The sequence below is a fragment of the Salipiger sp. ABN3_019 genome (assembly GCF_056158605.1).
In genome coordinates, this window is sequence record NZ_JBSWTP010000009.1 from 882,791 (window position 1) to 900,277 (window position 17,487).

24 protein-coding genes are annotated in these 17,487 nt (G+C 65.2%); 9 read left to right on the forward strand and 15 right to left on the reverse strand.

The window, feature by feature from the left end; translation table 11 throughout:
• Positions 1–124: 124 nt before the first annotated feature.
• The 14 genes from ACXAD2_RS12370 to ffh form a co-directional block, all read right to left on the reverse strand.
• On the reverse strand, positions 125–1,798 hold the full coding sequence (locus ACXAD2_RS12370; RefSeq protein WP_475170341.1) for a bifunctional protein tyrosine phosphatase family protein/NAD(P)/FAD-dependent oxidoreductase: 1,674 nt from the start codon (positions 1,796–1,798) through the stop codon (positions 125–127).
• Positions 1,799–1,975: 177 nt separating this feature from the next.
• Positions 1,976–2,197, reverse strand: coding sequence for a 50S ribosomal protein L31 (gene rpmE, locus ACXAD2_RS12375; RefSeq protein WP_066103860.1), 222 nt, complete (start codon positions 2,195–2,197; stop codon positions 1,976–1,978).
• Between the two features lie 11 nt (positions 2,198–2,208).
• Entirely contained in the window at positions 2,209–2,592 is a 384-nt protein-coding gene (gene rplS / locus ACXAD2_RS12380; RefSeq protein ID WP_475170343.1) for a 50S ribosomal protein L19, read from the reverse strand.
• Positions 2,593–2,993: 401 nt separating this feature from the next.
• Complete coding sequence (gene trmD, locus ACXAD2_RS12385) at positions 2,994–3,791, reverse strand: tRNA (guanosine(37)-N1)-methyltransferase TrmD (RefSeq protein ID WP_164180106.1); 798 nt, start codon at positions 3,789–3,791, stop codon at positions 2,994–2,996.
• 46 nt (positions 3,792–3,837) lie between these two features.
• Complete coding sequence (locus ACXAD2_RS12390) at positions 3,838–4,482, reverse strand: hypothetical protein (protein WP_475170350.1); 645 nt, start codon at positions 4,480–4,482, stop codon at positions 3,838–3,840.
• 156 nt (positions 4,483–4,638) lie between these two features.
• Positions 4,639–5,145, reverse strand: coding sequence for a ribosome maturation factor RimM (gene rimM / locus ACXAD2_RS12395; RefSeq protein WP_066103870.1), 507 nt, complete (start codon positions 5,143–5,145; stop codon positions 4,639–4,641).
• 84 nt (positions 5,146–5,229) lie between these two features.
• Positions 5,230–6,066, reverse strand: coding sequence for a MipA/OmpV family protein (locus ACXAD2_RS12400; RefSeq protein ID WP_475170352.1), 837 nt, complete (start codon positions 6,064–6,066; stop codon positions 5,230–5,232).
• A 136-nt stretch (positions 6,067–6,202) separates the two neighbouring features.
• A complete protein-coding gene (rpsP, locus tag ACXAD2_RS12405) occupies positions 6,203–6,577 on the reverse strand; it encodes a 30S ribosomal protein S16 (protein ID WP_066103873.1) in 375 nt (124 codons plus the stop codon).
• Positions 6,578–6,622: 45 nt separating this feature from the next.
• Positions 6,623–6,919 carry a chorismate mutase gene (locus ACXAD2_RS12410; RefSeq protein ID WP_066103875.1) on the reverse strand — a complete coding sequence of 99 codons (297 nt, stop codon included), beginning with the start codon at positions 6,917–6,919 and terminating at the stop codon, positions 6,623–6,625.
• 110 nt (positions 6,920–7,029) lie between these two features.
• On the reverse strand, positions 7,030–7,674 hold the full coding sequence (locus tag ACXAD2_RS12415; RefSeq protein WP_475170357.1) for a GNAT family N-acetyltransferase: 645 nt from the start codon (positions 7,672–7,674) through the stop codon (positions 7,030–7,032).
• On the reverse strand, positions 7,671–8,222 hold the full coding sequence (locus ACXAD2_RS12420; RefSeq protein ID WP_475170360.1) for a GNAT family N-acetyltransferase: 552 nt from the start codon (positions 8,220–8,222) through the stop codon (positions 7,671–7,673). Before ACXAD2_RS12420 ends, ACXAD2_RS12415 begins: the two co-directional genes overlap by 4 nt.
• Positions 8,219–8,749, reverse strand: coding sequence for a GNAT family N-acetyltransferase (locus ACXAD2_RS12425; RefSeq protein ID WP_164180114.1), 531 nt, complete (start codon positions 8,747–8,749; stop codon positions 8,219–8,221). The genes ACXAD2_RS12420 and ACXAD2_RS12425 overlap by 4 nt, the downstream gene beginning before the upstream one ends.
• Positions 8,746–8,952: a hypothetical protein gene (locus ACXAD2_RS12430; RefSeq protein ID WP_475170369.1), complete on the reverse strand. Its 207-nt coding sequence runs from the start codon at positions 8,950–8,952 to the stop codon at positions 8,746–8,748. Before ACXAD2_RS12430 ends, ACXAD2_RS12425 begins: the two co-directional genes overlap by 4 nt.
• Positions 8,949–10,472 (reverse strand): signal recognition particle protein, encoded by a 1,524-nt coding sequence (gene ffh / locus ACXAD2_RS12435; protein WP_475170374.1) that lies wholly within the window; start codon positions 10,470–10,472, stop codon positions 8,949–8,951. Before ffh ends, ACXAD2_RS12430 begins: the two co-directional genes overlap by 4 nt.
• Before the next feature lie 431 nt (positions 10,473–10,903).
• Between ffh and ACXAD2_RS12440 the strand changes: the two genes are divergently transcribed.
• From ACXAD2_RS12440 to ACXAD2_RS12450, 3 genes are all read left to right on the forward strand, one after another.
• The gene (locus ACXAD2_RS12440; RefSeq protein ID WP_083191193.1) at positions 10,904–11,137 is read left to right on the forward strand and encodes a hypothetical protein; all 234 of its coding nucleotides are present in this window, start codon (positions 10,904–10,906) and stop codon (positions 11,135–11,137) included.
• 250 nt (positions 11,138–11,387) lie between these two features.
• Positions 11,388–12,269: a LysR family transcriptional regulator gene (locus ACXAD2_RS12445; protein WP_475170378.1), complete on the forward strand. Its 882-nt coding sequence runs from the start codon at positions 11,388–11,390 to the stop codon at positions 12,267–12,269.
• Between the two features lie 2 nt (positions 12,270–12,271).
• On the forward strand, positions 12,272–13,150 hold the full coding sequence (locus ACXAD2_RS12450) for a DMT family transporter (RefSeq protein ID WP_475174856.1): 879 nt from the start codon (positions 12,272–12,274) through the stop codon (positions 13,148–13,150).
• Positions 13,151–13,215: 65 nt separating this feature from the next.
• On the opposite strand, the gene ACXAD2_RS12455 is transcribed toward ACXAD2_RS12450, so the two are convergent.
• Complete coding sequence (locus ACXAD2_RS12455; RefSeq protein ID WP_066106905.1) at positions 13,216–13,551, reverse strand: ArsR/SmtB family transcription factor; 336 nt, start codon at positions 13,549–13,551, stop codon at positions 13,216–13,218.
• A gap of 251 nt (positions 13,552–13,802) precedes the next feature.
• Between ACXAD2_RS12455 and ACXAD2_RS12460 the strand changes: the two genes are divergently transcribed.
• The 6 genes from ACXAD2_RS12460 (at position 13,803) to ACXAD2_RS12485 (ending at position 17,475) form a co-directional block, all read left to right on the forward strand.
• A complete protein-coding gene (locus tag ACXAD2_RS12460; protein WP_066103887.1) occupies positions 13,803–14,180 on the forward strand; it encodes an AtpZ/AtpI family protein in 378 nt (125 codons plus the stop codon).
• The gene (locus ACXAD2_RS12465) at positions 14,170–14,940 is read left to right on the forward strand and encodes a F0F1 ATP synthase subunit A (protein WP_066103889.1); all 771 of its coding nucleotides are present in this window, start codon (positions 14,170–14,172) and stop codon (positions 14,938–14,940) included. The genes ACXAD2_RS12460 and ACXAD2_RS12465 overlap by 11 nt, the downstream gene beginning before the upstream one ends.
• A gap of 59 nt (positions 14,941–14,999) precedes the next feature.
• Entirely contained in the window at positions 15,000–15,236 is a 237-nt protein-coding gene (locus tag ACXAD2_RS12470) for a F0F1 ATP synthase subunit C (RefSeq protein WP_066103893.1), read from the forward strand.
• An 86-nt stretch (positions 15,237–15,322) separates the two neighbouring features.
• Positions 15,323–15,874 (forward strand): F0F1 ATP synthase subunit B', encoded by a 552-nt coding sequence (locus ACXAD2_RS12475; RefSeq protein WP_475170385.1) that lies wholly within the window; start codon positions 15,323–15,325, stop codon positions 15,872–15,874.
• A gap of 4 nt (positions 15,875–15,878) precedes the next feature.
• On the forward strand, positions 15,879–16,442 hold the full coding sequence (locus ACXAD2_RS12480) for a F0F1 ATP synthase subunit B (protein WP_475170388.1): 564 nt from the start codon (positions 15,879–15,881) through the stop codon (positions 16,440–16,442).
• A gap of 223 nt (positions 16,443–16,665) precedes the next feature.
• On the forward strand, positions 16,666–17,475 hold the full coding sequence (locus tag ACXAD2_RS12485) for a division plane positioning ATPase MipZ (protein WP_066103899.1): 810 nt from the start codon (positions 16,666–16,668) through the stop codon (positions 17,473–17,475).
• Positions 17,476–17,487: the final 12 nt, after the last annotated feature.

The following is a 17,487-nucleotide window of genomic DNA, read 5'->3' on the forward strand; positions in this document are numbered from 1 at the left end:
GAGCCGGGGTTTGGCCTCTATATATTCCTAAAACTGAATTTGTGAAGCGGGAAACGCATTTCCCCCGAAATAGTCTTGGCGCGGAACAGCGTCCGCGCCAAGCTCCACTTGTTGGGAAGATTTATCAAGATGCCGAGACCGGTTCGGGTTTCGCCATCCATTCTTTCCCGCGCAGCATCGCCTTCCAATAGACCGGCGGCAGGATTTGCTCTTTCAGAAGCCACGCGGCGCGCGTGGGCTTGGTGCCGTCGATCAGCCATTTGGGGAAGCTGGGCAGCAGCGCCCCGCCATAGCCGAACTCCGCCAGCACGATCTTGCCCCGCTCTACCGTCAGCGGGCAGGAGCCATAGCCGTTATAAAGCGCCACGGGGGCCTTGCCGTCGATGTCGGCGGCGACGTTCTCGGCCACCACGGGCGCCTGCATCCGCGCGGCGGCGGCGGTCTTGGCGTTGGGCGCGTTCATCACGTCACCAAGGCTCCAGACGTTGTCATAGCTCTTGTGCCGCAGCGTATTTTGATCGACGTCGACCCAGCCCGCCGCGTCGGCCAGCGGCGAGACGCGGATGAAATCCGGCGCGGTCTGCGGCGGGCAGACGTGCATCATGTCGAACTCCACCGTCACCTCGGTAGGCTCTGTGTCCGGTTTGGCAACCTTGAAGGTGGCCTTGCGCGCCGGGCCATCCACCGCCACGAGATTGTGGAAGAAGTTCAGCTTGGCGCGGTACTTCTCGATGTATGTCTCGAGCGCGGGGACATAGTCCTTCACGCCGAAAAGCACGCCGCCAGCGTTCATGAACTCGATCTGCACGCGCGGCAGCACGCCGGTGCGGAACCAGTGGTCGCCCGAGAGATAGAGCGCCTTCTGCGGCGCGCCGGCGCATTTGATCGGCATCGGCGGCTGGGTAAAAAGGGCGCGACCGCCCTTGAAGCCCCGCACAAGCTCCCACGTGTAGGGTGCCAGATCGTAGCGGTAGTTCGAGGTGACGCCGTTTTTGCCCAGCGTGTCCACCAGACCCTCGACCTTGTGCCAGTCGAGCTTCAGCCCCGGGCAGACGATCAGCCGGTCGTATTTCACCACCCGGCAGCCATCCAGCACCACGGCGTTGTCCCCGGGCTCAAAGGCGGCGACGGCGGCCTTGATCCAATGCACGCCGCGCGGGATCAGGCTGCCCATGGTGCGCGAGGTGGTCTGCGGCTCGAAGATGCCGCCGCCGACCATGGTCCAGCCGGGCTGGTAGTAGTGGATGTCGGCGGGATCGAGCAGGGCGATGTTCAACTCGGGCTTGCGCGCCTTGAGGCTGGCCGAGACGGCAATGCCCGCCGCGCCGCCGCCCACGACGACCACATCGAACTTGGCGTCGCCGGTGTCTGTCGGGGTCTTGCCGCCGTTGACGATGCGGCGCACGACGCCCGCCATGTCGTAGCCCGCCTCCTTCGTGGCGGCGAGGATATGGGCAGGCGGCAGCGCCTTGGCCTGGCTCAGCGACCAGAGCGTGGCCGAGCGGGTGCCGCTGCGGCAATAGGCCAGAACCGGGCCGGGCAGGTCGCGCAGCGCCTTGCCAAACGCCTCGGCGTCGGCGTCCTGAACCTTGCCGGAGACCACGGGGATATAGCGCGCCTCAAGCCCGGCGGCGTTTGCGGCGCTTTCGATCTCTTCGAAGTTCGGCTGGTCGGCCCCTTCACCGTCGGGCCGATTGCAGATGATGGCGCGATAGCCCGCCTCGGCGATCTGCGGCACATCGGCTGCCGTGATCTGCGGCGAGGCCGCGATGTCGTCGGTGATTTTGCGAATGTCCAAGTCGTGTCCTCCCAACTCGATTCGCATAGATCATATACATTCGAAATTAAGAATGCATTTGGTTCGAGCAGGGAGTGCCGATCACATTGTCGCAGGGTCAGCTTGGGCTGCCGGTCCAGACAAAGAAAAACGCCGCCCCAAGGGACGGCGTTTTCCGAAAATCCGAAAGGGATGGGATTAGAAGCCCAGGCCTTCGTATTTCTTTTTGAACTTCGACACGCGGCCACCGGCGTCGAGCAGGCGCGACGAGCCACCGGTCCATGCCGGGTGCACGGTCGGGTCGATGTCGAGGGACATCTGGTCGCCTTCTTTGCCCCAGGTCGAACGGGTCTGGTAGACGGTGCCGTCGGTCATCTTGACGTCGATGACGTGATAGTCGGGGTGGATGCCCTTTTTCATAACGGCTCTCCTTATGCGTCGGCGCCGGCGAGCGGCTTGTAGTTGGTCTGCTCTGCGATACGGGCGGATTTGCCGCGACGCGAACGCAGGTAATACAGCTTGGCGCGACGGACTTTACCGCGGCGCACCACCTCGATCGAATTGATGTTGGTGGCATAGAGCGGGAAGACGCGCTCGACGCCCTCACCGAAGGAAATCTTGCGAACGGTGAACGAACCCGCGATGCCCTTGCCGTTCTTACGGCTGATGCAGACGCCTTCGTAGGCCTGCACACGGGTACGGGTGCCTTCGGTCACCTTGTAGCCGACGCGCACGGTGTCGCCGGGCTTGAAGTCGGGGATGGTTTTCCCCAGGGCGGCAATTTGCTCCGCCTCGAGCTGTGCGATCAGATCCATCTGACGCTCTCCTATCTGCTCACGGTTTTTTCCGTGAAGGTGTCGCGTTTCCAGAGCTCCGTGCCTTCGACCGGGTCCGCCGTGGCGCCCGCAGGAGATGGACAACATCTTTGGCCTTTTCCGGCGCAGGCTCCGCGAAGGGGCCAATGCCGCGTCCGCGCCGCCAAAATCGTGCCGAAGAAACACGGAAGGCGGAAACGAACGAATCCACGAGCGCCCGGCAGGGCGTCGCGGATTGGCGCCATATAGGCGGGCGCGGGGGTTCAATCAAGGGAAAACTTGCGCCCGAGCGGTGCGGAGAGGGCCGAAGCGAGGGGCGCGGCCCCTCGCGCTCCCCGGCGTATTTTCAAAGAGAAGAAGGGACGGGCGCAGGGAGCTTTGCGGGCCTCAGTCCTTAGTCCTCAGTCCTTGCGGGCCTCATGCGCGGCCCAGAGATCGGGGCGGCGGGCGCGGGTGATCTCTTCGGATTGCTGACGGCGCCATGCCTCGATCGCCGCGTGGTTGCCCGAGAGCAGCACATCTGGGATGCGGTGGCCTTCCCATTCGGCGGGGCGGGTGTACTGCGGATGCTCCAGAAGGCCGCTGGAAAAGCTCTCTTCTTCGGTTGAGGCGGCATTGCCCAGAACACCGGGGATCAGGCGGATCGTCGCGTCGAGCATCATCTGCGCGGCCAGTTCGCCGCCGGTGAGGATGAAATCGCCGAGCGAGACCTCGATGATCCGGTAGTGGTCGATGACGCGCTGGTCGAGGCCTTCGAAGCGCCCGCAGATCATCGTCACGCCGGGGGCCTGCGCGAGATGCTGGGCCATCTGCTGGTCGAACCGGCGGCCGCGCGGGCTGAGGTAGATCAGCGGCGCGCGCTGGTCGATCCGCGCGCGGGCATGGTCGATGGCACGGCCCATCACGTCGGCGCGCATCACCATGCCAGCACCGCCGCCCGCAGGCGTGTCGTCGACGTTGCGGTGCTTGCCCTCGCCAAAGTTGCGCAGGTGGATGGTGCTCAGCTGCCACAGCCCGTCCTGCAGGGCGCGGCCGGTCAGCGAATGACCCAGCACGCCGGGGAACGCCTCGGGGAAGAGGGTGATCACCTGCGCCTGAAACGCGCGGGAAAGCTCCGGCGCCCCGGTCATCAGCTCACGCGGGGTGAGGCTGGGGCGGATGGTTTTGCGGCCCGCGGCGCGCTGCGGTGTATCGGTCATGGCTGGCTGTCCTTTGCGCCCCGCATAGCGGGGGCGGGCGCAAGGCTCAAGCGGAGAGCTGCGGCCCTCTGTGCGGCCCTCTGCCCGCAGGGCGTCGCAGGCGCGGTGCCACGCGCGCTTTAGCGGCGTGTGCGGGCATCAGATCGCGCAGCGCCAGAACCCGATGCGGCAGGCGGAAACATTGCGCCAGCGCACCGGCGCGCTCGGGCGCCGCGCGCAGCAGGGTGGCCAGCAGCCAAAGCTCGATGAGCGCGGGACGGTCGAGCGTTTCCACCGCCCGATCACCATGGCGCAGCAGGCAGCGCTCGAGCACCCGGCGCACCGCATGATCGGTGCTCTCAAGGCCTGCTCCCATGGGCGCCGGGCTCGACAGCAGCGCCGTGAGGTCGGCGCGCATCTGCAGGGCGGGGGGCAGCGGCTGCGGCGGATGGCGCAGGGCGTGGCGGGTCAGCAGCAGCGGCGGCGGCGCAAGAAGGCGCTGCCGGGCGCGGCGCAGCGAAAGCGCGGCGAGCAGCGCCAAAAGCCAGAGGGCGGCAAGCAACTCCAGCCGGCCAGAGGCGGGGTCCATGACACCGAACAGCGCGACAGACCCAAGACCGAGCCCGGCAAGGCAGGCGGCGGTGGCAGGGCGGTCACTCAGTGTAAGGAGGGCAGGCCGCAGCAGCGCGGCGCAACGCGACGGGAAAAACAACAAATCAAACCTCGGAACCAATACGCTGATCCTCGTATCCGGCCATCATGGATGAGAGCGCAGGAGAGGTCTATCGTTTCGGGCGTTTGTTTCTTGCTTGGGGATAATGTGCGGCGAGGGCGCGGATTGCTTCCCAGATCACCCGCCCGCAGCCGTTCAGTCGAGTAGGCCCTCGGGCGGGTCGGCGATGATCCGGCCCGAGGCGAGATCGACCGTGGGCACAACCTCGCGGGTGAAGGGCAGCAGCACGGTGGAGCTTGCACCCGGCACCTGCAGTTCCAGAAGGTCCGCAGCGCCGTGGTTGAGCACCGCTTTGACCGTGCCGATCTTGGCGCCGCCGGTGTCCAGCACCATGAGGCCGATCAGATCGGCATGGTAGAACTCATCGTCGGGCAGATCGGGCAGGCGGTCGCGCGGGGCATACAGCTGCACGCCCTTCAGCGCGTCGGCCTCTTCCTTGGTGCGCACGCCCGAAAGCCGCGCCGCAAAGCCACCCTTCAGCGGGCGGGTGATCTGAAGATCGAAACTGCGGCTGCCGTCCTCATTGGTGAGCGGGGCGTAATCGGCGATGGCTTCGGGATCGGCGGTGAAACTCTTCAGCCGCACTTCGCCATTGACGCCGAACGCGCCACCGAGGGCGCCGACACAGATCATCTCGTCCAAATCGATGCGCCTCCCGTCTGCGCCATTCCGTGGATCGGTGAGAGGCGGAATAGCCCGCCTCTGCGGGCTTGGCAATCTTTCAGCTCAGAAGCGCAGATTGAACACGCGGGTCACGCCGACGCGCACGCGGAACTGATCGTTGGAGCCTTCGTCGACGATCGGGCTGTCCGCGGCGTCGCCCTGCAGATTGTCCCAAGTGACGGCGCCTTCGACGCCCCAGAGATCATTGATCTGGTAGCGCGCACCAAACTGCAGACCGGCGCTGACAAGGCCGCCATCGGGATCATAGACCGGCAGATCGGTGGTGGCCTCGTCGGGGTCGATGCCGGAGTAAGTGTCGAGAAACTCGTCATTCGCCCAGATGAAGCGCGGACCGAGCGTCAGCTTCCAGCGGTCGGAGGGGCGCACAACGTAGTCGATGCCAACCGAGCCCACATAGCCTTCGTGGCCGCCAAAACCGCGGCGGATGTCGGCGAAGGCCTCATATTGCTCGGCGGTGTAGCCGACGCCGAGGCCGACCTCATAGGTGGGGTCGATATCGTCGAGGCTGGACAGCGCCGAGTCGGAGCTGGAGTCGCGCTTGCCGAGGTAGCGGAACGAGCCGTGCACGTCCCAGCCGTAGCTGTCGGCCCAAGGGTCATCTTCGCCGATCTCCGGCACGCCGCGCAGGCGCAGGTGCTTGAAGCTGAAACCGAGGTCGGGGCCCGCTTCGTATTCGTCGGAGCCCAGGAATTTCGGCGCTGCCGAAACGCCGCCGCGCAGGGTGAAGGTGAACACATTGCCCGCGGATTGGGTCGAGGTCACCGGGGCCGCCTGAGCGGTGCCGGAGCTGTCTGTAACGCCGAAGTCCTGCGCCAGGGCCGGGCTGGCAAACAGCGCGGCGGCAAGGGTCATCGGGGCGAGATGGCGAAGCGGCGACATGCAGGATCTCCGGGTATTCTCAAGGGGCTGCTGCGATGAGTGTAGGGCCAGCGCGGCTCTTGTCCAAGCGTCAACGAGAAAGGCGCGCAGGATTGCTCCTGCGCGCCCTTCGACTGTGACAAGGATGTCGCGCAGATTACTCTGCGCCTTCCTCTGCCGGTGCTTCAGCAGCTTCGGCTGCTTTGGCTGCCTTGGCTTCGGCGCGCTCGGTGGCTGCCTTGCCGGGGACGGCTTTCTTGGGGTTGTTGCGCTCTTTCTTCTCGACGGCGCCAGCGGCTTCGAGGAAGCGCGAGATGCGGTCGGTCGGCTGGGCGCCCTGGCTGATCCAGTACTGAACGCGCTCGACGTTCATCACCACGCGGCGCTCGTCGTCTTTCGGCAGCAGCGGGTTGTAGGTGCCGAGCTTCTCGATGAAGCGGCCGTCGCGCGGCATGCGCGAGTCGGTTGCGACGATTGCGTAGTGGGGGCGCTTTTTGCTGCCGCCACGGGCGAGACGGATTTTCATGGCCATTGGTAAATCTCCTTCGAATGGCGTTTGATGACGGGCAAAGGCCTGTCAGGATTGGTGTTTTTCGTGGTGCTTGATGACTTCCTGAATGATGAAATTCAGAAAGTTTTCGGCGAAGGCGGGGTCGAGATCCGCTTTCTTCGCCAAGTCCTTGAGCCGCGCGATCTGCTGCTCTTCACGCGCGGGGTCGGAGGGGGGCAGCTCGTGGGTGGCCTTCAGCCGGCCCACGGACTGCGTGTGCTTGAACCGCTCGGCAAGCGTGAACACGAGGATCGCGTCCAGCCGGTCGATGCTTTCACGGTGCTCTTTCAGAAGGTCTGCGGCGCGGGTGGCGGGATCACTCATGCTCGGCTCCTTTGAACAAAAAAGAGGGGGCACACTCCATGCACATCCCATGCACAACACATGCATAGGAGGCGGCAGGAACCGCGCGCCGGGTCTTGAGGGAGACAGCGTCAGTCAACGGCCCATCCCTTCGGTTTGAAGAGCGGATCGATGTAGTTCGCGATCTCCATGTCGATGCCATGCGACAGCTGGCTGCCGCGCAGCGCCGCGGGCGCCGGGTGGCGGTAGACGGCGTCGCTGCCATCGACGGTGGCGGCTGCGGGGTCCTTGCGGGCTCCGAGCCGTTCGGCAAGACGGATGGAATCGAGGTTCTTGGGGTCGATGTAGCTGACCGCCCCCTGCCATCCGGCCTCGTCGTAGAAATACTGTCGCACGCGCTGGGTGGCTTCGAGCGCATAGCCCTTGCCGCCGCGGTCCGGCCAGATGATCCAGGCGATCTCGCGCTCGGGCCATTTTGCGGGGAACCAGCCGCCCGCCATGCCGACGGTCTCGCCGGTTTCGCGCAGGTGGATCATCCACATGCCGAAGCCGCGAATTTGCCAGTGGCCGATCTCGGCGGCGTAGAGCATCCATGTCTCATAGGCGTTGAGCGGCCCGCCCATGAAGCGCGAGCGGTAGGAGGCGAAGGTGGCCTTGAAGTCCGGGTAATCCTCGGCCTGCGGCGCGCGCAGCACCAGCCGGGCCGTTTCCAGCACCGGGATGTCCGGGCTGACACGCGCCTGCGCCGGAGGGGTCTGCTGGAGCACCGCGCTCATGCCTCTGCCTCGCCCATCTGGGGGTGGCGGAAGATATGCACCTGATGGCCCATCAGCTCGGTGGCGCGTTCGAAGCGCGCGCCAAGACGTTTGGCCAGCGCCAGCGAGCGCTCGTTGGCCGGATCGACGAGGCTGATCATATGGCTGAGGCCAAAGAGATCTGCCGACGCGCGCCGTGCGGCGGAGGCCGCCTCATAGGCGTAGCCGTGACCTTCGTGCGAGGCGAAGATCGAATAGGCCAGCTCGGGCTCGGGCCATTCGATGTGGTTGAGCGGGCCGGTGAAGCCGCACATCTCGCCGCTGGAGCGCTCGGTGATGTGCCAGATGCCGTAGCCGCGGATCTGCCAGTGCCCCGCGGAGCGCAGCAGCGTGCGCCAGACCTGACTGCGCTCGATCGGACCGCCGACGAAGCGCGAGCGCGGGCTGGCGTAGAAGGTGCAGAGCGGCTCGAGATCATCCAGATGCGGCGCGCGCAGGATCAGGCGCTCGGTCTCGATGACCGGCACGGTGACGGGCTGCTGCGGGGCGGTGTGTAGTGGCGCGCTCATCCCAGCACCTCCTCGGCAGAGGGGTGGCGGTAGAGCATGTCCTCGCCCATGGCGTAATTGGTGTAGGTGCGCTCGTAGACCGCGCCGAGCCGTTCGGCCAGTGCCACCGAGCGGGTGTTGCCCGGCACGATGTTCGAGGTGATCGTCGAAAGGCCCAGATCCTCATAGGCGTAGCGGCGCACGCGCAGCGCGGCCTCGCGGGCGATGCCCTTGCCTTCGAAGCCGTCAAAGACCACCCAGCCGATCTCGGGCTCGGGCCAGCCTTCGGGGTTCCAGACGCCGCAGATGCCCGCGGGCTGGCCGCTGGCCTTGTCTTCAATGGTGAAATAGCCGTAGCCGCGCAGGTGCCAGTGGCCCACGTTGAGCGCGAACCAGCGCCATGCGTCGCCGCGGTGCGCGTAGCCGCCGAACCCCTCGGCGCGCACCGGGTCGAGCAGGAAGGCGATCATCGCCTCTGCGTCAGACGGCTCGGGGCCGCGCAGGATCAGGCGCTCGGTTTCCAGACGGGGAGCGGTCACGAGGCTCATGCGTAGGCCTCCACACTGCCGTCGGCGTCATCCTCGGGGGCACCGTATTGCGCGAAAGGGTCGGCTTTGGGCGCCGTGGCTTGGGCCAGGGTCGCGTATTTGGGGAACAATGAAGCGCGCACGCCCTCCGCACCGGCCGCCTGCGGGGCGGTCGGGTCTGTCACCTCGGAGAGGTGAAGGGGGAGGGGGCGCTGATCGCTCATTTCTTCTTGCCGAAACCGCCGAGGCCCGGCGGCAGCGCGCCGCCGCCCATGCCGGGCATGCCACCCAGACCGCCCAAGCCGCCGGGCATCTTGCCGCCCATCGCCTTGGCCGCGGCCTCGATCTGCTTGGGGTCCATCTGGCTGGGGTCCATGCCCTCGGGCATGCCACCTTTGCCGAACATGCCTTTCATGGCCTGTTTCAGCATGCCGCCTTTGCCCATCTTGCCCATCTTCTTCATCATGTCGGACATCTGGCGCTGCATCTTCAGCAGCTTGTTGAGGTCCGACACGTCCATGCCGGCACCAGCGGCGATGCGCTTCTTGCGGCTGGCCTGAAGAATCTGCGGGTTGGCGCGTTCCTTCTTGGTCATCGAGTTGATGAGGGCGATCTGCTGGCGCAGGATCGAATCGTCCATCCCGGCCTGATCCATCTGCTTGGCCATCTTGGCCGCGCCCGGCATCATCTGCATCATGGCGCCGAGGCCGCCCATCTTCATCATCTGCTCGAGCTGCATCTTCAGGTCGTTCATGTTGAACTGACCCTTCTGGAAGCGCTTCATCATGCGCTCGGCCTGTTCGGCCTCGAGCGTCTGCTGTGCCTTTTCCACCAGCGCGACGATGTCGCCCATGCCAAGGATGCGGCCCGCGACGCGCTCGGGCTCGAAGGTCTCCAGCGCGTCCATCTTCTCGCCGAGGCCGACGAATTTGATCGGCTTGCCGGTGATGGCGCGCATCGACAGCGCGGCGCCGCCGCGGCCATCGCCGTCCATCCGGGTGAGCACCACGCCCGAGACGCCGATCTTGTCGTCGAACTCGGTGGCGACGTTCACCGCGTCCTGACCGGTGAGCCCGTCGACCACCAGCAGCGTCTCACGCGGGTTCACCACGTCGCGCACGTCGGCGGCCTGCTGGATCAGTTCGTGATCGATGTGCAGGCGGCCCGCGGTGTCGAGCATATAGACGTCATAGCCGCCGAGGCTGGCCTGGGTCTTGGCGCGTTTGGCGATGGCGACCGGGTCTTCGCCCTTGACGATCGGCAGCGTGTCGACGCCGATCTGCTGGCCGAGGATCTGCAACTGCTCCATGGCCGCGGGGCGGTTCACGTCGAGCGAGGCCATCAGCACCTTCTTGCGGTCACGCTCTTTCAGGCGACGCGCAAGCTTGGCGGTGGTGGTGGTCTTACCCGAGCCCTGCAGGCCGACCATCAGGATCGGTGCCGGGGCATTGTCGATGCGCAGCGCGCCGGGCTCGCCCTCGCCGGTGAGCGTGGTGATGAGCTCGTCGTGGACGATCTTCACCACCTGCTGGCCGGGGGTCACCGATTTGGTGACGGCGGCGCCGGTGGCTTTTTTCTCGACGGCCTTGATGAACTGACGCGCCACGGGCAGCGAGACGTCGGCCTCGAGCAAGGCGACGCGCACTTCGCGCAGGGCGGTGCGGACGTCATCCTCGGAGAGGGCGCCCTGCTTGGTCAGGCGGTCGAAGACGCCGCCGAGGCGTTCGGAAAGAGATTCGAACATGGGCCGTCTGGCTCCTTCTTCTCTGGTCCGTATCTGTGTGCAGACCCGAGATGGGGGCCGCGCGGCGTGGAATCAAACTCGAATGTCCCGGGCGATTCCCATGACGATCCCAAGCGGCAATGCGAAAACGCCTCCGTGGGCGCAACGCGCTGACGGAGGGCGATCCCGGGCATTGGCCCTAGGGACCGGAAGCGATGGGACTCCCGGTGGATTCCGCGCGATGTACGCCGATGGGGCTTTGGAGTCAAGCTGGGCTGGGGTTTGCCTGCTTTTTGGGCGGCGCCGCGCCGCGCTGCAGCGGATTTGTGTGCAAAAGGGGCACAGTCGGCGTGGGTGCGCGCGAAAGAGGCAAATTCCCTTATTTATATCTGGTCGCAAAGCGAGATTAACGCTATGTAACCAACTGAGACGCTTACTAGATAGGTGACAGTATGAAAACCAAAGCTCTTTTCGCATCCGCCGCTATCGTCAGCATGATCGGCGCATCCGCAGCATTCGCTGGTTCGCCGGCACCGGTCGTCGTTGAAGACGATCCCTATGCGGTTGTTCCGGTTGCAGCTCCGTCGAGCGGCACCGCACTGGCCGTTGCCGGTGGCCTCGCAGCCCTGGCTCTGCTGGCAGCAGCTTCGGACGGCGACTCGTCCAGCTCGTCCAGCTCGGACTAAGCGATACAAAATCGCTGCGCTTTGTTGCGTAGCCTTGAAGACGCCCGGCTTTGTCCGGGCGTTTTTCGTTTGCGCGCTGCAAGGCTGGGGTCTGTAGGTCTTGGGGCCTGCAGGTCTGGGGTCTGTAGGGCTAGGGCGTTTAGGGCTGCGCGCCGGTCCTCGCGCATTTGCGCAGCGCCCAACTCTTGCATTTCCGCACGGTATCACGCTTTCTGGCGCCAATTCGTGACCCGGTGCACAGGAGATGCCGATGGACAATTGGGACGAGATTCGCACCGCCTATCATGTTGCGCGGCTCGGCACGGTCAGCGGCGCGGCCGAAGTGCTTGGCGTGCACCACGCCACGGTGATCCGGCATATCGACGCGCTGGAGGCGCGGCTGGGTGTGAAGCTGTTCCAGCGCCACGCCCGCGGCTACACGCCCACCGAAGCGGGCAGCGACCTGTCGCGCGTGGCGCAATGCACCGACGATCAGTTCCAACAGCTGGTGGGCCGCATCAAGGGCCGCGGCGAGGCGGTCTCGGGCGAGCTGCTGGTCACCTCGCTGGTCAATTTCTCGGCTCTGATGATCGGCGCGCTGACCTCCTTCCGCGAGACCTATCCCGACGTGACCGTGCGCTATCTGACCGGCTCGCGCCTGTTCCGGCTGGAATATGGCGAGGCGCATGTGGCGCTGCGCGCCGGTGCGGCCCCGGAAGAGCCCGACAATGTGGTGCAGCCCTTCTCGCGGCGTCCGGTCGCGCTTTATGCCGCGAAATCCTATCTCGCGCGCAAGGGCACGCCGAAGGCCGTCTCGGAGTTCGGCGCGCATGATTTCGTAGGCTTCGACGATCTCGAATCGCGCGCGCCGTATCATCGCTGGATGAAGAGCAACGTTCTGCAGGAGCGCATCGTGTTCCGGACCTCGGACGATCGGGTGCAGCTGCAGGCGATCCGGGCCGGGGCGGGCATGGGCTTCATGCCGGTGACCGAGGCCGAGCAGGACCCCGAGCTTGTGCAGGTGCTGCCGCCGCAGGAAGATTGGACGTCGCCGCTGTGGCTGGTGACCCATGTGGACCTGCACCGCACGCCGAAGGTTCAGGCCTTTCTCAAGCACCTCAAGGCCTACGCCGCCGAACAGGACATGGCGTGAGCCTGACACCCGCCGCGCGCGGCCATCTTGCGATGCTGACCTTCTCGGCCTGCGTCGCGGGGTCCTTCTCTTTGGGCGCCATGGCCGCGCCGCATATCGCGCCTTCCGCGCTCAACGCGGTGCGCTTTGCGCTGGCGACGCTGCTTTTGGGCGCGGTGGTTATGATGCGCGGCGGGGTGCCGCGCGCTGCGCTGAGGGCACCCTGGCGGTACGGCGTGATCGGCGCGCTGATGGTGGCCTATTTCGTGCTGATGTTCGAAGGGCTGCGCACGGCGGCGCCGGTGAGCATGGCGGCGGTCTTCACCCTGACGCCGGTGATGGCGGCGGGCTTTGGCTGGCTGCTGCTGCGCCAGCACCTGAGCAGGCGCATGGCGCTGGCGCTGGCGATCGGCGGGGCCGGGGCGCTCTGGGTGATCTTCCGCGCCGATCTTTCGGCGCTTCTGCGCTTCGCGCCGGGGCGCGGAGAGATGGTCTATCTGCTCGGCTGCGCCGCGCATGCGATCTATGCGCCGATGGTGCCGCGGCTCAATCGCGGCGAGCCGGGGCTGGTCTTTACCTTCGGCACGATGGTCGCCGGTACGCTGCTGCTGATCGTCTTTGGCTGGGGCGCCCTGCGCGCGACCGATTGGGGCGCGCTGCCGGGAATTGTCTGGGTGACGATCCTTTATACGACCGTGGCGGCGACCGCGCTGAGCACGGTGCTGCTGCAGTTCGCCGCGATGCGCCTGCCGAGTGCCAAGGTCATGGCCTATACCTATCTGATCCCAAGCTGGGTGATCCTGTGGGAACTGGCGCTGGGACGCGGCGCGCCGCCGCTGGCGATCCTCGTGGGGATCGGGCTGACGGTGGTGGCGCTGCTTTTGCTGCTGCGCGACGGGTAGGGGCAACTCTCTTTGAAGAGAGTTGCAAATTCCTTGCGAAGGAATTTGCGCTCAGGCCGGGTCGATCAGGCCGGATCCTCGGGTTTCAGTTCGACCTGCAGGAAGCGCTCGAACGCATCGAGGTTGATCGGCTCGAACTGCCCGAACCCCTGCATCCAGACCGAGGCCTCGCGCAGCGCGTCCGGCTCCAGCTTGCACCATTTCACCCGTCCGCGTTTCTCCTGACTGATCAGCCCGGCGGAGGCGAGGATGGTGAGATGCTTGGAGATCGCGGCCAACGACATCTCGAACGGCTCGGCGACATCGGTCACCGCCATATCATCCTCGAGCAGCATGGCGAGGATGCGCCGCCGGGTGGGGTCGGCGAGGGCGGCAAAGACGGTGTCGAGATCGGGGGTCATGGCTTCATAAGCCTCGGGGCGGGCGGCGCCGTCAAGCACCGCCGTGGCGGCCCGGAGACTATAATCAACTCCGAGGTTAAATATGGTTTTGCCGCCCTGTTGGCGCTAGCAGGGGCGCGGCGGGAGGTCGCGACACTTTGGATGTATGCAATATCAGTGACTTAGGTGCTCGTTTCAAGTGATCACGGCGGGTTGACTTAAAGCCCCCCTGCACGTAGCAACCTTCTCGAACGTCCGAATGGAGCGACAAAGTGGGCGATCCCGATCCGAAGCGGCAACTCGACGCGCTGGAGGCAAAGATTGCGGCGGCCAAGGCTGCCCGGGAGACCCGGAAGTCGCACCACGAGGAACACTACTCGCAGGCGAATGTCGCCTGGCGGATGGTGACGGAAATGGTGGCCGGTCTTGGGATCGGCTTTGGCATCGGCTACGGGCTGGACCTCCTGCTGGGGACCCTGCCGTGGCTTATGGTGCTGTTCACATTGCTGGGCCTAGTGGCGGGCATCCGCGTGATGCTGCGGACCGCCGCCGAGATACAGCAGAAACAAACCTCCGGCGACGCCGGAGAGGGGCAATCCTCCGGCAAGACCGGAGACGACGAGAAGAGGGATCGCGGCGATGGCGACTGAAGCGGCTCACGGTGCAGAACAGGCGGCAGAAGGCGGTCTCGTCTTCCACCCGATGGACCAGTTCATGGTCAAACCGCTCTTCGGAGCCGGCGACGTCGGCATGTTCACCATCACCAATGTGACGCTGTGGATGTTCCTTTGCATTCTCGCGATCATCGGCGTCATGGTGCTGGGAACCTCGCGCCGCGCGATTATCCCCTCGCGCAGCCAGTCGGTCGCCGAACTGGCCTATGGCTTCATCTACAAGATGATCGAGGACGTGACCGGCAAGGAAGGCCTCAAGTACTTCCCCTACATCATGACGCTGTTCATGTTCATCGTCTTCTCGAACTTCCTCGGCCTGATCCCGATGAGCTTCACCACCACGTCGCACATCGCGGTGACCTGGGTGCTGGCTCTGGCGGTGTTCCTCGGCGTGACGATCCTTGGCTTCGTCAAGAACGGCGTGCACTTCCTCGGCCTGTTCTGGGTGTCCTCGGCACCGCTGGCGCTTCGCCCGATCCTCGCCGTGATCGAAGTGATTTCCTACTTCGTCCGTCCGGTCAGCCACTCCATCCGTCTTGCTGGCAACGTGATGGCCGGTCACGCCGTGATGAAGGTATTTGCAGGCTTCGCCGCGCTGGCCGTCGTCTCGCCGGTGTCGATCGTCGCAATCACCGCGATCTACGGGCTCGAAGTTCTCGTGGCCTTCATCCAGGCCTACGTGTTCACCATCCTGACCTGCGTCTACCTCAAGGACGCGCTGCATCCTGCCCACTGAGGCGCAGGCCGGTCCGGACAACCTCTATCCATCCAATTCCATCGTAAGGAGAGACTCAAATGGAAGGCGATATCGCAAACCTCGGTCAGTTCATCGGCGCCGGCCTCGCAGGCCTGGGTTCGGGCATTGCAGCCCTCGGCGTGGGTAACGTTGCTGCAAACTTCCTGGGCGGCGCTCTGCGCAACCCGTCGGCAGCTGCTTCGCAGACCGCGACCCTCTTCATCGGCATCGCATTCGCAGAAGCTCTGGGGATCTTCTCGTTCCTCGTCGCTCTGCTGCTGATGTTCGCCGTCTAATCCTTCGGGACCTTATCCTTACGCGGGGGCGGCACCGTCATTGACGGGCCGCCCCAAGTAGAGACAACGTTCCGACGGAGGACGACATGGCGGTCGAACCCATTCAAGAAGAAATGGCCGGTATCTGCGTCGACGCCCATGGCTCCGCCATCGGGATGCCGCAGCTTTGCGGCGAATGGATCCCGAACCAGATCTTCTGGCTCATCATCACGCTGCTGGTGATCTTCTTCGTGCTGTCGCGCGTCGCTCTGCCGCGGATCGCGTCCGTTCTGGCCGAGCGTCAGGGCACCATCACGAACGACATCTCCGCCGCCGAAGAGCTCAAGCGCCAAGCCAAGGACGCGGAAGCGGCCTATGAGAAGGCGCTGGCCGATGCCCGGAGCGAAGCTCAGGCCATCGCCCAGAAAACCCGCGACGAGATCAAGGCCCAACTCGATGCCGCAACGGCCGAGGCGGATGCCAAGATCGCCGAGAAAACCGCAAAGTCCGAAAAGGTGCTCTCCGAGATTCGCGCGAGCGCGGTGGAAAGCGTCGAGGCCGTGGCCAAGGAAACCGCGGAGGCCATCGTGGCCGCCCTGGGGACCAGCGCCGACAAGGCCGCGATCGACGCGGCTGTGGCAAACCGGATGAAAGGCTGATCCCATGCGCAAACTCATCACCCTGAGCGCGCTCGGAACCCTGATGGCCAGCCCCGCGCTGGCCGCCTCCGGCCCGTTCTTCTCGCTCCGCAACACCGATTTCGTCGTGCTGCTGGGCTTCCTGCTGTTCCTCGCCGTCCTCGTGTACTTCAAAGTGCCGAAGATGCTGGGCAGCCAGCTTGATCGCCGTGCCGAAGGCATCCGCAACGAGCTGGAAGAAGCCCGCGCCCTGCGCGAGGAAGCACAGACCCTTCTGGCCTCTTACGAGCGTCAGCAGCGCGAAGTGCAGGATCAGGCAGAGCAGATCGTAGCTCAGGCCAAGATCGACGCCGAAAGCGCCGCAGAGCAGGCCCGCAAGGACCTCGATGCATCGATCACGCGCCGTCTTGCCGCTGCTGAAGAGCAGATCAAGTCGGCAGAGACCTCGGCCGTCAAGGAAGTCCGCGATCGCGCGATTTCCGTGGCCGTGGCCGCTGCTTCGGATGTGATCGCCGAGAAACTCGGTGCGCAGGACAAGGCCAAGCTGGTCGACGAGTCGATCAAGACGGTGGGTGCCAAGCTGCACTGACCTGACCGACACGGCAGTACTTGCAGAGCCCGGCCCATGGCCGGGCTTTTGCTTTTGTGGCGCTGCGTCATCATGGCGCTCGAAAAACGCCCGCAGGCTCTGTCTGGGGCCGATACGAAGGGTGTCGGGGGCTTCTCTCCCCTTCCCCTTGACGCGGACCCCATATACTGTGGAAGTACCGCAATCACAGCCAAACATGTGGGCGGACAGTCGAGGGGACAACGTGGCACATATCATCGTCGTGGGGAACGAGAAGGGCGGGGCAGGCAAGTCCACCGTCTCGATGCATCTGGCAACCGCCCTCGTTCGCATGGGCCATCGCACCGGCGCGCTCGATCTCGACCTGCGGCAGCGCTCGGTCGGCCGCTACATCGAGAACCGCCGCCGCTTTTGCGAAAGCGAAGGCATCGAGCTGGCCATTCCCCGCTATCTCGATCTGCCCGAGGTGCAGCCCGAGGCGCTCGCGCCCGGCGAGAACGCCTTTGATCACCGCCTGTCGGCTGCCGTGGCGCAGCTCGAGACCGATTGCGACTTCGTGCTGATCGACTGCCCCGGCTCGCACACCCGGCTGAGCCAGGTGGCGCATTCGCTGGCCGACACGCTGGTCACCCCGCTCAACGACAGTTTCATCGATTTCGACCTGCTGGCGCATATCGACAGCGATGGCGAGAAGATCCTCGGCCCTTCGGTCTATTCCGAGATGGTCTGGAACGCCCGCCAGCTGCGCGCGCAGGCCGGCCTTCAGCCGATCGACTGGGTGGTGCTGCGCAACCGGCTGGGGGCGCAGAACATGGTCAACAAGATGAAGATGGAAAAGGCGCTGACCAAGCTGTCGAAGCGCATCGGCTTCCGCATCGCGCCCGGCTTCAACGAGCGGGTGATCTTCCGTGAACTTTTCCCCCGGGGTCTGACGCTGCTGGACCTGAAAGATATCGGCGTCGGCAACCTCAACATCTCGAATGTGGCCGCGCGGCAGGAGCTGCGGGAGCTGGTCAAGGCGCTGGAATTGCCGGGGGTTGAGGTCGATTTCTGACCCCTGACGCGC